This is a genomic window from Burkholderia sp. PAMC 28687 (genome assembly GCF_001577465.1).
Taxonomy (GTDB): Bacteria; Pseudomonadota; Gammaproteobacteria; order Burkholderiales; family Burkholderiaceae; genus Caballeronia.
In genome coordinates this window covers 332,260-345,367 of sequence record NZ_CP014505.1, presented here as the reverse complement: position 1 = coordinate 345,367, position 13,108 = coordinate 332,260, and the positions used below count along the sequence as shown (strand labels likewise).

Here is a 13,108-nt window from a genome sequence, read left to right as displayed (position 1 = left end):
TGCCGGACTGCCGATGCTCTCAGAGTTTTCCCTGATCGAACGTTATTTCTCCCAACCCGCGACCACGCGCCGCGTACCGGCGGCTCAAAACTCGGGTAGGGGCGCGGGCGCGACGCTCGGTATCGGCGATGATTGCGCGTTGCTCGCGCCCAAGCGCGGTCAGCAACTGGCGATTTCCACCGACATGCTTGTCTCCGGCCGCCATTTCTTCCCCGATGTCTCTCCGTTCGCGCTCGGCCACAAGGCGCTCGCCGTGAACCTCTCGGACCTGGCCGCAATGGGCGCCGCGCCGCGTGCGTTCACGCTTGCGTTGTCCATGCCCAAAGCCGAGGAAAGCTGGCTCCAGGCGTTCAGCGACGGCCTCTTCCGGATGGCGAACGCGCACGGCTGCGAGTTGATCGGCGGCGATACGACCGGCGGACCGCACGTGACCATCAGCATCACGGTCTTCGGCGACGTTCCTGCCGCGCGCGCGTTGCGCCGCGACGCCGCGCGCCCCGGCGACGACATCTGGGTCTCGGGACAGCTAGGCAACGCGCGCGCCGGACTCGGCATCAAGCGGCAGGAGTGGTCAGTAAAAGACGCCGCCAGCGCAGCCATCGCGATCAAGGCGCTCGAGCAGCCCGAGCCGCGCGTGGCGCTCGGCATTGCGTTGCGCGGCGTGGCGCACGCCGCGCTGGATCTCTCCGACGGCCTCGCGGGCGACCTCCTGCACATATTGAAGCGCTCGAACATGCGCGCGACCGTCGACGTGGATCTCGTACCGCGCTCCCCCGTTATCGGTGCATTGCCGGCGGCCGCCCAGTTGCCGTGCGTCCTCGCCGGCGGCGACGACTACGAACTCTGCTTTACCGCGCCAGTCGAGGCGCGCGCAAAAATCCAACGCGCGGCCAAGCAGGTGGGCGTGCTCGTGACGCGCATCGGTACAATCGAGGGTCTTGCTGCTCTCACTGACACGCCCGCCATCGACTGGCGCAATCATGCCGGTCCCGTATCGTTTACGGCATCGGGCTACGACCACTTTCATGCAGACTGACCCGATCACCGAGACTATCGACGACAAACCGCGTCCCAAGCCAAAGCGCCGGACGAGCGCCCGCTTCATGCTGTCGCATCCGCTTCACATACTGTCGCTGGGTTTCGGCAGCGGCTTGTCCCCGGTTGCGCCCGGCACCGTCGGCACATTGTTCGCGTGGGCGTCGTTCGTGGCGTTCAACCCGTACCTCACCGTTGCCGAATGGGCCGTGCTGATCGCCGTGGGCTTCGTCGCCGGGTGCTGGTTCTGCGGCTTCACGGCGAAGAAAATGGGTATCGAGGATCCGTCGCCGGTCGTGTGGGACGAGATCGTCGCGTTCTGGCTCGTGTTGCTGCTTGTCACGCCCGCCACGTTCACCGGACAGTTGTGGGCGTTTATCGTGTTCCGCTTCTTCGATATGGTTAAACCGCCGCCCATCAGCTATTTCGATCGTCATCTGAAGGGCGGCTTCGGCATCATGTTCGATGACATCGCGGCCGCGTTTTTCTCGTTGCTCGTGATCGCGCTGTGGCGCATGACGATTTGATGCCGCGCGTTATCGATTCTCTCCTGCCCACACGATCAGCCCACTAGCGAGTCCCATCATGGCCACCGATAAAGTCGTCCACCAGCTCGCCATTCGTGCCGGCAACAAACTGCGTGATGAGCGCCTGATGCTCGCGACGGCGGAATCGTGCACGGGCGGCATGGTCGCGGCTGCGATGACTGATATTTCCGGCAGCAGCGCGTGGTTCGAGCGGGGGTTCGTCACGTATTCGAATGCCGCCAAGACCGAGATGATCGGCGTGCCGGCCGACCTGATCGAGCGTCACGGCGCGGTGAGCGAACCGGTTGCCAAGGCCATGGCCGAAGGTGCACTCAGGAACAGCCGGGCGCAGGTTTCGCTGTCCATTACGGGCGTAGCGGGTCCGGGCGGCGGTACGGAAACCAAGCCGGTCGGCATGGTTTCATTTGCATGGAGCAACCGGCTGCATACCTCTGTCGAGACGCAGTTGTTCAAGGGCGACCGCGAACAGATCCGCACCCAGGCAGCGGCGCATGCGCTGCGCGGTCTGCTCGAACTATTAGAACGAAGGGAACGGTGAACAAGCGGATGTTGGCTAGACAGGCAAAAACCGGAACCGCGAATCATGGGTGGGCATGCTGATGCCGGCGTTTGCCTACGACACGGCTCAGATCATCAAATGGCTCGGCGCATCTACCGTGGCCAAGGCGCGCGGGTACGTCGACGAAGTCAGGCACCTGCACTGGGACAACGACGTTCTGCGTGCCGACGTGAAAGGCACCCAGCGCCAGCCGTATCACGTCGAAGTGAAGTTCCGTGACGACCGTGGCGCGATCTCAGCCCAAGGCCGCTGTTCGTGCCCGGTCGGATTCGGCTGCAAGCACGCTGCCGCCGCGTTGCTCGCGACCGCCAGCGACAAACCCGAGGAACCCGACTCAGTACGCGCCGAAGTCGCCGGCTGGCTTGAAGGATTTCGCTCACGGTTTGCATCGACACGCAGTACGGCTGCGAAGAAAACCACCGAAGCAAATGGCGCCCTGGCGCTCGCTTACGTGCTCGGCACGTCGCGCGTCATGCGCATGCCCGAGGTCGCGCTGCACAAGGTGCGCCTGAGTCCGGACGGCTCGCTCCAGACGCTCGACCGGCCCTGGACCAATCTCGACTCAGCGCTCGTCAAACAGCCGAAATTCGTCAGTGACGACGACCTGACCATTCTTCGTGCGCTGATCATCGGACGCACGCGCAACGACTTCGGCGGCTTCGCCCTGCACGGCGAAGAAGGCGCGGATCTGCTGCAGCGCATGCTCGCAACCGGACGCCTTTTCACGGCCACGCCTTCGTCGCGGGATGTGGGCGAACCGCGCCGGCCGTTGACGCAGGGCGAAGCGCGGCCGGGTCGCATTGAATGGACGCCGGACCCGGACGACCGCGTGCGGCCCGTGCTGCAAACGGAGCCGGCATCGACCTTCGTCATCACGACCGAACCGTTGTGGTTCGCCGATGCCGAAACGCGCGAAGCCGGCATCGTCGACATGCCTCAGCCGGCGCGGCAACTCGTCGATTACCTCGCGATGCCGCCCATCTCGCTCGCCGAAGCGCCGCTTGTCGGCGCCATGTTGCGCGAGGTCGCGTCCGACCTGCCGCCGCCTCCGGGCCACGAAACGCTGAATCTACAGATCGTCGATATTGAACCGGTGCCCGTGCTCGTGCTCGACACGCAGTCCATCAGCGGAACATGGCGGCCGCGTGAGGAACGCACGGGGGCGAGCGTGCTGGATTTCGCCCTGCTGAGTTTCGATTACAGCGGCTTCAGCATCGACCCCACGCACGCCACTACGATCTTGCGCACGGAGTCCGGCGACATGGTCCAGGTGAAGCGCCGTCACGACGTGGAAACGCGGTATTCGAACCAGCTCTACGAGCTTGGATTTCGCAAGATTCCGGCGCACCAGCGCTTCGGACCGAAGGCCATTCCGGCCGGCGTGCTCGGCTTGCCGGCATCGGCCGCCTGGGCCTTGTTCACGAGCGACACCGTGCCGTCGTTGCGCGAGGACGGCTGGCGCATTTCCATGTCGCCGGAATTCCGCTTCGATTTCATCGAGATCGACGATATCCAGGGCACCGCGCACCACAGCACCGACGGCTGGTTCGACCTCGAACTCGGCATTGCCGTCGGGGAACGGAGCGTGCGGCTGGAGCCGCTGCTCGCCGACCTGTTCCAGCGCGACCGGCGCTGGCTGGCGGGGGCGATCGATTCGATTCCGGATGACGAAGGCATCGAACTCAACACCGATCTCGGCGAACGACTGCGGCTGCGTGCATCGCGGATCAAGCCGGTGGTGCGCGTGCTGATCGATCTCTTCGATACCCTCGGTACGCAACCGCTGCGCGTCTCCGAAAAAGACGCCGGCCGTCTGGAAGCGCTCACCGACACCGGCCGCTGGCAGTTCCACGGTGATGTCTCCATCCGTGAACTCGCGCAACGATTGCAGGAAGGACCGGGATTGCGTGAAGTCCCGGTCCCTCGCGGCTTGAACGCAGAGCTTCGCGTCTATCAGCGCGAAGGCCTCAACTGGATGCAGTATTTGCGCGAACGCAACCTGTCCGGCGTGCTTGCCGATGACATGGGACTCGGCAAGACCGTGCAGACGCTCGCCCACATTCTCGTTGAAAAGGAATCGGGCCGGCTCGACCGTCCCGCGCTCGTAGTGCTGCCGACTACGCTCGTTCACAACTGGCGAGAGGAAGCGAAGAAGTTTGCACCCGATCTTCGCGTGCTCGACCTGCATGGCCCCCAACGCAAGGATCGCTTCGATCAGATCAGCGAGCACGATCTCGTGTTGACCACGTATCCGCTGTTGTGGCGCGACCTGGCCATGTTGTCGCTGTACGAGTATCACTTGCTGATCCTCGACGAAGCGCAGACCGTGAAGAATGTCGCGACCAAGGCTGCCAAGGGGATTCGTGATTTGAGTTCGCGGCATCGGCTTTGTCTGACGGGTACGCCGCTTGAAAATCACCTGGGCGAGTTGTGGGCGCAGTTCGATTTCCTGCTGCCGGGATTCCTTGGCACGCAGAAAGATTTCACCAAACGCTGGCGCACGCCCATCGAAAAATACGAGGACCCGGTGCGCCGTGATTTGCTCGTGCGGCGGATCCGGCCATTCATGTTGCGTCGAAGGAAAGACGAAGTCGCAAAGGAATTGCCGCAGAAGACGACTATTGTGCGGACTGTATCGCTCGAGGGTTCGCAGCGGGATTTATACGAGACCGTGCGAATCGCGATGCAGGAAAAGGTGCGAATGGCGGTGGCCGATCAAGGTTTGGCGCGCAGCCATATCGTCGTGCTGGAGGCGTTGTTGAAGCTGCGTCAGGTTTGCTGCGATCCGTCGCTGGTGAAGCTCACGCGGGCGAAGCGCGTGGAGGAATCGGCGAAGCTTGATTTGCTGCTCGATATGCTGCCGGAGTTGCTTGAAGAAGGACGGCGTGTGCTGCTGTTTTCGCAATTCACGGGGATGCTTGCGATCATCGCCGCCGCGCTCGATGAAGCCGGTTTGCCGTACGTGACGTTGACGGGCGATACACGTGATCGCGTGACGCCGGTGACGCGTTTTCAGGATGGCGAAGTGCCATTGTTCCTGATCAGTTTGAAGGCAGGTGGAGTTGGGTTGAACCTGACCGCCGCCGATACCGTGATTCACTACGATCCGTGGTGGAATCCCGCGGCGGAGAATCAGGCGACGGACCGTGCGCATCGGTTGGGGCAGTTGAAGCCGGTGTTCGTGTACAAGTTGATCGTGGCGGGGAGTATTGAGGAGCGCATCGTGGCGATGCAGGACCGTAAGGCCGCTCTCGCCGATAGTATTCTGCGTGAGGACGCAGTAGCCGGGGCCAAGTTCTCGGCGGAGGATATTGAGGCGTTGCTGGCGCCAATGCCTCAGGGGTGATGTGTATTTTTTGGACGCTTTTTGGCGCCTTGGGCGGGGGGGCGGGGTCGGAGTCGGAGTTGATGCCGGGTTGTTGCTTTTTAGGTCTTCGCGCGTTCTGTCTTGGCTGATCTTTTTCGCACCATTAGCCACTGTGCGTGGCGGCACTTCATTTCACGGGTTTTGCACTGGCGCTTGGGACAGTGTTCTTTGTGGTCGGAGTTGATGCCGGGTTGTTGCTTTTTAGGTCTTCGCGCGTTCTGTCTTGGCTGATCTTTTTCGCACCATTAGCCACTGTGCGTGGCGGCACTTCATTTCTTTGTCCAACGGCGACAAAGAAACGAAGCAAAGAAAACGCCTTCCAACCGCGAATTCTTAAGTGTCCCGAGCGTGCACGTACAACTGTTTGGTACTTCAGAAGAACGCTCGACGCCATAACCACCAACAGTTGAACCCCTCCCCCTCCGGCAACAGATACCCACACGCTTCGCCACCAGTAACTGTGGCAGTCAATACGAAAACCTCGCCAAGGCATACTAACGGCGAAGCCCATAACGGCTCCACAGCATCCTGAACCCGAGGCTTCGCGACCGGGATCCCTGGCAGGCGCGGGCGCAACGGAACCAGTACAGCCTTGCCCTCCGTTTGGGCGCCAGCGCGCGCAGCGCGGAGGCCTAATTAGCGGATTCCCACACTGGTGGCGAAGCGTGTGGGTTGCCATTTTCGGAGGGGGAGGGTTTCAAGTGTTCTTGATTGCGGCGTCGAGCGTTCTTGTGAAGTACCAAACAGTTATCACTGCACGCTCGGGACACTTATGTGCCGTCGGTGGAAAGGCGTTTTCTTTGCTTCGTTTCTTTGTCGCCGTTGGACAAAGAAATGAAGTGCCGCCACGCACAGTGGCTAATAGTGCTAAAAAAATCAGCCAGATCAAACCGCGCGGTAGCCTAAAAAGCAGCAACCCAGCACCAACCCCAACCCCAACCCCAACCGCAACCGACCAAAACCCCTCTCCGAGCGCCAGCGAAAACTCAAACCACCACAGTCTGCGCCTCACCAGCCTTCGACTCCCGAACCCGCCCGATCGCCCAAACCTGCTCCCCTGCCGCCGACAAGATCCCCGTTGCAGCTTCGGCGTCAGCCGCATCAACAACAACGACCATCCCGACCCCGCAATTGAACACTCGATGCATCTCCGCATCAGCCACACCGCCGTGCTTCTGCAGCCACGAGAACAACGGCGGCAGCGGCCACGCCCGATGATCCAGCTCAACGGTCAAGCCATCGCGCAGAACCCGCGGAATATTCTCGACCAGCCCGCCGCCGGTGATATGCGCCATGCCCTTCACGGCCATCTGCGACATCAGCGACAACAACGGCTTCACATAAATATGCGTCGGCGCCATCAGTGCATCAGCAAGCGTTCGGCCATCGAAATCGGCATTCAGATCCGGCTTTGCCCGCTCGATGATCTTGCGCACCAGCGAATACCCATTCGAATGAATCCCCGACGAAGCCAGACCCAAAACCACATCGCCCGGCTTGATGGTCGAGCCATCGATAATCTTGCTCTTTTCCACCGCGCCAACCGCAAATCCCGCCAGATCGTATTCGCCATCGGGATACATGCCCGGCATTTCGGCGGTCTCGCCACCGATCAACGCGCAACCGGCGAGCTCGCAACCCTGCGCAATGCCCTGCACCACAGTCGCGGCCGTATCCACATCCAGCTTGCCGCAGGCGAAGTAATCGAGGAAAAACAATGGCTCGGCGCCTTGCACAAGAATGTCGTTCACGCTCATGGCGACGAGATCCTGGCCGACGGTATCGTGCTTGTTCAGTTGAAACGCAAGGCGCAGCTTCGTGCCCACGCCGTCGGTGCCGGACACGAGCACCGGCTCCTTGTAGCGTTTGGGCACTTCGAACAGCGCGCCGAATCCGCCGATCCCCCCCAACACGCCGTCGCGCATGGTTTTCTTGGCAAATGGCTTGATCCGGTCGACGAGCGCGTCGCCGGCATCGATGTCCACGCCCGCATCGCGATAGGACAAACCTTGGGCGGGTGCGCCCGTGCGCTCTGGGGCGGATTTCGGTTGATTCATGGGGGATCGGCGAGAAGGTCGGTAAAATGAGATTTTAACCGATGCTGGCCGTCCAACCTGATTTCTCGCAGTTCCCGGCCGCGGCTCCAAAGTACCGTTCCACCCCTTTTTGAGACTCACGCCTATCCGGCGGGTGTCTCGACCTTGCGCTCAATGCCTTTTGCACCGGTTCATGCCGGACATCAGCAAAGTTGAGCGCGCCGTTTTCAAGACACGCCCTGACGGAACCGATTGCCCGTGCAACGCCAACTGACGCTCGATCTCGGCACGCCGCCGCTCGCCACCTTCGACAATTTTTTCGCCGCCGGCAACCACGAGTTGGTCACGCGCCTGCGCGAACTCGAAGGCGCGCTCGCCGCAGGGCCGGTGGCCGACCGGACCTTCTACGTCTGGGGCGAGGCGGGCAGCGGCCGCAGCCACCTGCTGCAGGCGCTGATGCACGAAGCCAACGGCCGCGCGCGTTTCCTGAGTCCGCAGGCGCCGCTCGCCGCATTCACCTTCGACCCGAACGCCAACATCTACGCCGTCGATGACTGCGAACGCCTCTCGGGCGCACAGCAAATCGCGCTTTTCAACCTGTTCAACGAGGTGCGCGCCCATCCTTCCAGTGCGCTCGTGGCGACGGGGAACGTGGCGCCGCTAGGGTTATCGGTGAGAGAAGACTTGCGCACGCGCCTCGGCTGGGGACTGGTCTTCCAGCTCACGCCCCTTTCCGACGAAAGCAAGGCCACCGCGCTGAAACACGCGGCGCGCGAACGCGGTATCGATCTGGCGGATGATGTGCCGGCCTACCTGCTCACCCATTTCCGGCGCGACATGCCAAGCCTGATGAAGCTTCTCGACGAACTCGACCGCTTTTCGCTGGAGCAAAAGCGCGCGGTCACCCTGCCCTTGCTGCGTACGATGCTCGCCAAAAAGGAAGATGAAGCGCCGCGCCCGCAAACCGAGCTTTTCTGACCCTGGACGGCAGGCACGCGCCGTCCCGACAGCCCGCCGAACGCTTCCACCCGCTTCAAGTAAAATGCGCTCCCATGAACCTAGCCCTATTTGATCTCGATCACACCCTCATCCCGACGGACAGCGACCACGAATGGGGTCGCTTCATGGCGAGGCTCGGTATTGTCGATGCCGAAAAGTTCGCGAAGCAAAACGACGCGTTCTATGCGCAGTACAAGGACGGCACGCTCGATATCCACGCCTACCTGAACGCCCAGCTTTCCCCGCTGGCGCGGCATCCGCGCACGCAACTGGACGACTGGCACGCGCAGTTCATGCGCGAGGTCATCACGCCGGCCATCCAGCCCGCCGCGCTCGAACTGGTGCGCAAACACCAGGAAGCGGGCGATCTCTGCTGTCTCGTGACCGCCACGAATGCGTTCATCACGGCGCCGATCGGCCAGGCATTCGGCATTGACGCGCTGATCGCCTGCGAGGTCGAAACGGTCGACAATATCCCGAACGGCGAGCTCACCGGCCGCCCCACGGGCACGCCGAGCTTTCGCGAAGGCAAGATCGTGCGTACCGAAATGTGGCTCGCTTCCATGGGAAAAAGCCTGGGCGACTTCGAACACAGCTACTTCTACAGCGACTCGCACAACGACATTCCTCTGCTAGAGAAAGTCACCGACCCGATCGCGACCAATCCCGACGACACCCTGCGCGCTCATGCGCAGTCCCGCGGCTGGCGCATCCTGGAAATCTTCTCCCCACGTGATTAAAAAACTCATCCGCAAGCTGTTCGGCCAGGAAAGCGCCAAAGAGGACGCTCCGGCGACCGCCCCGCTCGTTGCTGCATCCGGCGACGATGTAAAACCTGCCCGCAAGACCACGCGCAAGAAGGCGGCGCCGGCCGAAACCAGGCGCGATCCGAACGTGCCGGTGATCCTGTCGGCGGACGTGCATGGCATCGACCCGTCGCTGATCTCGAAGAACGCGATCCGTGTGACCGAAGGGCTGCAACAAGCCGGGCATCGGGCGTTCATCGTGGGGGCGCCGTGCGCGACCTGCTGCTGAACGTGGCGCCGAAGGACTTCGACGTTGCAACAGACGCCACGCCCGACCAGGTGCAAAAACTGTTTCGCCGGGCGCGCATCATCGGTCGGCGGTTTCAGATCGTGCACGTGCAGTTCGGGCAGGACATCATCGAGACATCGACGTTCCGCGCTCTCGTCGATACCCCCGCCGACGCGCCGCCGTCGCCACCTCCGCCACGTTTGAGACGCGGCGAGATGGACACACGCACGCATGCAGTCGATGCCAGCGGCCGCGTGCTGCGCGACAACGTCTGGGGCGAGCAGCACGAAGACGCCACGCGCCGCGACTTCACGATCAACGCCATGTATTACGATCCGGCGACGCAAACCGTGCTGGATTATCACGACGGCATGGCCGACATCCGCGCGCGGTTGCTGCGCATGATCGGAGACCCCGCGACGCGTTACAGGGAAGATCCGGTGCGCATGCTGCGCGTGGTGCGTTTTGCTGCGAAGCTCGGCTTCGAGATCGAGTCCGCGACCCGCGCGCCGATTGCGGAACTGGCTGATCTGATCAGCAATGTTCCTGCAGCGCGTCTCTTCGACGAGATGCTCAAGCTGCTGCTCTCAGGCCACGCGCTCGCGTGCCTGACGCGTTTGCGCGCTGAAGGTTTGCATCACGGCGTATTGCCTCTGCTCGACGTGATTTTCGAATCCACGCACGGCGAGAAATTCATCACGCTGGCGCTGACCAACACTGACGAGCGCGTGCGTGCGGGCAAAGGGGTATCGCCGGGGTTCCTCTTCGCCACGCTGCTCTGGAACGACATGCAGTCGCGCTGGCAGCAATACACGCTCGCCGGTGAGTTCCCCGTGCCGGCGTTGCATCGCGCGATGGACGACGTGCTTGACATGCAGACCGAAAAGCTTGCTATCCACAAGCGGTTTTCATCGGATATGCGGGAGATCTGGGGCCTGCAACATCGGCTTGAAAAACGCTCCGGCCGCAGCGCGATGAAGCTGCTGGAACACCAAAGGTTTCGGGCGGGTTATGATTTCCTCCTGCTCCGGTGTGAATCGGGCGAACTGGATGCATCGGTTGGCCAGTGGTGGACGGATTTCATCGAAGGGGACGCTGCTGCGCGAGAGTCACTTGTTTCGCAAGGCGGGAAGGACCGGGCACCCAAGAAACGACGGCGGCGCAGCAGCAACGCCAAAAGCCGCAGGCCGGGTGACGGAATGGAGGGCGGCGCGAGCAGCGGGGACGCATCGGCTCGTGAAGAACGTGATGTGCGCGAAGAGCGCGACGTGCGGCACGGCGACGATTGACGCGGCCCGTGCGCGTGCTTTGCGCCTGCTTTGTGCATGCTAGGCAGCGCATTCGCGTCGTGTTTCGCCGAACGACAGTCGTAGGATTCATGCCATGACGGTAGCTTATCTGGGCCTGGGCGCAAACCTTGGCGATGCGCGCCAGACCCTGAAAGACACAGTCGTGTGTCTTGCTCAGCAACACACGATCAGCGTGCTCGCGAAATCGAGCCTCTATCGCACCGCGCCGATCGACGCTGGTGGCGACGACTACTTCAATTGTGTCGTCAAGATCGATACCACCCTGCCCGCGCGACACTTGCTGCGGCTGTGCCATTCCATTGAAGAGCACTTCGGGCGCGAGCGGCCATACCGCAACGCGCCGCGCACGCTCGACCTCGACATCCTGCTGTTCGGCGACTCATGCATTGAAGAAGCCGATCTCGTGGTCCCGCACCCGCGTCTCACCGAACGCGCGTTTGCACTCGTGCCGCTGATCGAACTCGATAGCGAGGTGATCATCGCCCAGCGCGGCCGCGCCGATGCGTTCCTGGCATCGGTCGAAGACCAACGCATCGAAAAAGTGGCGACGCATCTGTGCCCGCTTTTCGCCTCCCGCTGCACATCCCGTCGCGAAGCCTGAACGCTCTCTCGCGCATAGCCTCACAACCACGAAAACGCCATGAGCACGCCGCTTACCGTCACCGCGCCGCAATTGCGCCCGCCGCACAGATACATAGCGATAGAAGGGCCGATTGGCGTCGGCAAGACCACGCTCGCGCGGCTGCTCGCGGAGCGCTGGTCCATGCGTACGCTTTTCGAGCGCCAGCAGGAGAATCCGTTTCTCGAACGGTTTTATCGCGACAACTCGCGTTACGCGCTCGCCACGCAATTGCAGTTCGCGTTGCAACGCGCGCAACAGGCTCAGGAAATCGGCGCGGCGCTCGTGGGCGGCGCAGGACATGTCGGGCAATCCGCGCTCACGCCGCTGATCACGGATTTCATCACCCAGAAAACCGCGCTGTTCGCACGGCTGACGCTGGCGGACGACGAGTTCGAGCTGTTCCGCGAGGTATCGAGGCGCTTCAATGCGCCGGCGCCGGCGCCCGATCTCGTGGTGTATCTGCAGGCCAGTCCGGAGGTGCTGTTCGCGCGCATCCAGAAACGCGCGGTGCCCATGGAGCTGCAGATCCCCGATGCCTACCTGCGCGCCCTCTGCGACGCCTACAATGACTTCTTCTATCACTACGACGCCACGCCGTTATTGACGGTGAACGCCGAGCATTTGAACCCGCTGGAATCGGAAGCCGATCTGGCGCTGCTGATCGAACGTATTGAAACCATGCGCGGGCGCAAGGAATTCTTTGTCAAGGGCACGTCACTCTAAGTCCGTCCGGGCGGCGCGCCAGCGTGCCGTCTCTTATCTAGTCGATGTGGAAATTGCCATGGCGTATTTGCAGGAAACCAGCCGCACCGCGATCACCGTTCCGAAGCTTCGGACCATGCGCGAAGCCGGCGAAAAGATCACGATGCTGACGTGTTACGACGCCAGCTTTTCCGCGCTGCTCGACCGCGCGGGTGTGGACGTGATGTTGATCGGCGATTCGCTTGGCAATGTGCTGCAGGGCCATGGCACGACGTTGCCCGTGGTGCTCGATGACATTGCGTATCACACCGCTGCCGTCGTACGAGGCAACAAGAATGCGCTCGTGGTGGCGGACATGCCGTTCGGCACGGTCGGCTCACGCGAAGAGACTTACGCGAACGCCGTGAAGCTGATGCGCGCCGGCGCGCAGATGGTGAAGATCGAAGGCGGGGAATGGTCGGCGGAGATCGTGCGATTCCTGGTTGATCGCTCCATTCCGGTGTGCGGGCACGTTGGCTTGACGCCGCAATCCGTGCACGCGTTCGGCGGCTTCAAGGTGCAGGGCAAGACCGATGCCGGCGCCGACCAGATGCGTCGCGACGCGTTGGCGTTTCAGGAAGCCGGCGCGCAATTGCTGGTGATCGAAGCAGTGCCTACGTTGCTCGCGCGAGAGGTCACGGAACAATTGGTTATCCCGACGATCGGCATAGGCGCGGGTATCGATTGTTCAGGCCAGGTGCTCGTGCTGCACGACATGCTGGGAATCTTTCCCGGCAAACGGCCGCGTTTCGTGAAGGATTTCATGCAGGGCCAGCCGAGTATTTTTGCGGCGGTTGAAGCGTACGTTCAGGCCGTGAAGGACAAGAGTTTTCCCGGGCCGGAGCATACTTTTTAA

At 62.2% G+C, this 13,108-nt stretch carries 10 protein-coding genes and 1 pseudogene; 10 read left to right on the top strand and 1 reads right to left on the bottom strand.

Translation table 11 applies throughout. The features are described 5' to 3' along the window. Positions 1–13: 13 nt before the first annotated feature. Genes thiL through AX768_RS01590 form a run of 4 tightly spaced genes read left to right on the top strand, consistent with a single transcriptional unit; the run spans position 14 to position 5,488 of the window. On the top strand, positions 14–1,036 hold the full coding sequence (gene thiL, locus AX768_RS01605; protein ID WP_062000688.1) for a thiamine-phosphate kinase: 1,023 nt from the start codon (positions 14–16) through the stop codon (positions 1,034–1,036). Next, positions 1,026–1,562, top strand: a complete 537-nt coding sequence (locus tag AX768_RS01600; protein ID WP_231941293.1) for a phosphatidylglycerophosphatase A family protein — start codon at positions 1,026–1,028, stop codon at positions 1,560–1,562. Before thiL ends, AX768_RS01600 begins: the two co-directional genes overlap by 11 nt. A gap of 58 nt (positions 1,563–1,620) precedes the next feature. Continuing rightward, positions 1,621–2,121, top strand: a complete 501-nt coding sequence (locus tag AX768_RS01595) for a CinA family protein (protein ID WP_061998498.1) — start codon at positions 1,621–1,623, stop codon at positions 2,119–2,121. A gap of 55 nt (positions 2,122–2,176) precedes the next feature. Beyond that, the gene (locus tag AX768_RS01590) at positions 2,177–5,488 is read left to right on the top strand and encodes a DEAD/DEAH box helicase (RefSeq protein WP_442857248.1); all 3,312 of its coding nucleotides are present in this window, start codon (positions 2,177–2,179) and stop codon (positions 5,486–5,488) included. Between the two features lie 1,007 nt (positions 5,489–6,495). Here the strand turns inward: AX768_RS01590 and purM are convergent. Beyond that, entirely contained in the window at positions 6,496–7,566 is a 1,071-nt protein-coding gene (purM, locus tag AX768_RS01585; RefSeq protein WP_061998497.1) for a phosphoribosylformylglycinamidine cyclo-ligase, read from the bottom strand. A gap of 237 nt (positions 7,567–7,803) precedes the next feature. On the opposite strand from purM, the gene hda reads away from it, so the two are divergent. The 6 genes and pseudogenes from hda (at position 7,804) to panB (ending at position 13,108) form a co-directional block, all read left to right on the top strand. Continuing rightward, the gene (hda, locus tag AX768_RS01580) at positions 7,804–8,523 is read left to right on the top strand and encodes a DnaA regulatory inactivator Hda (RefSeq protein WP_062000685.1); all 720 of its coding nucleotides are present in this window, start codon (positions 7,804–7,806) and stop codon (positions 8,521–8,523) included. Between the two features lie 74 nt (positions 8,524–8,597). Next, entirely contained in the window at positions 8,598–9,284 is a 687-nt protein-coding gene (locus tag AX768_RS01575) for an HAD family hydrolase (protein WP_061998496.1), read from the top strand. Continuing rightward, positions 9,277–10,868: pseudogene (gene pcnB / locus AX768_RS01570) on the top strand (polynucleotide adenylyltransferase PcnB). Before AX768_RS01575 ends, pcnB begins: the two are co-directional and overlap by 8 nt. Positions 10,869–10,962: 94 nt before the next feature. Then, positions 10,963–11,490: a 2-amino-4-hydroxy-6-hydroxymethyldihydropteridine diphosphokinase gene (gene folK / locus AX768_RS01565; RefSeq protein WP_061998495.1), complete on the top strand. Its 528-nt coding sequence runs from the start codon at positions 10,963–10,965 to the stop codon at positions 11,488–11,490. Between the two features lie 39 nt (positions 11,491–11,529). Then, complete coding sequence (locus tag AX768_RS01560) at positions 11,530–12,234, top strand: deoxynucleoside kinase (protein WP_061998494.1); 705 nt, start codon at positions 11,530–11,532, stop codon at positions 12,232–12,234. A 58-nt stretch (positions 12,235–12,292) separates the two neighbouring features. Then, positions 12,293–13,108: a 3-methyl-2-oxobutanoate hydroxymethyltransferase gene (gene panB, locus AX768_RS01555; protein ID WP_061998493.1), complete on the top strand. Its 816-nt coding sequence runs from the start codon at positions 12,293–12,295 to the stop codon at positions 13,106–13,108.

Coding starts and splice junctions, on each gene's coding strand:
- AX768_RS01575 (WP_061998496.1), top strand. CDS start 8,598: ATGAACCTAGCCCTATTTGATCTCGATCACACCCTCATCCCGACGGAC.
- panB (WP_061998493.1), top strand. CDS start 12,293: ATGGCGTATTTGCAGGAAACCAGCCGCACCGCGATCACCGTTCCGAAG.
- folK (WP_061998495.1), top strand. CDS start 10,963: ATGACGGTAGCTTATCTGGGCCTGGGCGCAAACCTTGGCGATGCGCGC.
- AX768_RS01600 (WP_231941293.1), top strand. CDS start 1,026: ATGCAGACTGACCCGATCACCGAGACTATCGACGACAAACCGCGTCCC.
- AX768_RS01595 (WP_061998498.1), top strand. CDS start 1,621: ATGGCCACCGATAAAGTCGTCCACCAGCTCGCCATTCGTGCCGGCAAC.
- AX768_RS01560 (WP_061998494.1), top strand. CDS start 11,530: ATGAGCACGCCGCTTACCGTCACCGCGCCGCAATTGCGCCCGCCGCAC.
- thiL (WP_062000688.1), top strand. CDS start 14: ATGCTCTCAGAGTTTTCCCTGATCGAACGTTATTTCTCCCAACCCGCG.
- AX768_RS01590 (WP_442857248.1), top strand. CDS start 2,177: ATGCTGATGCCGGCGTTTGCCTACGACACGGCTCAGATCATCAAATGG.
- purM (WP_061998497.1), bottom strand. CDS start 7,566: ATGAATCAACCGAAATCCGCCCCAGAGCGCACGGGCGCACCCGCCCAA.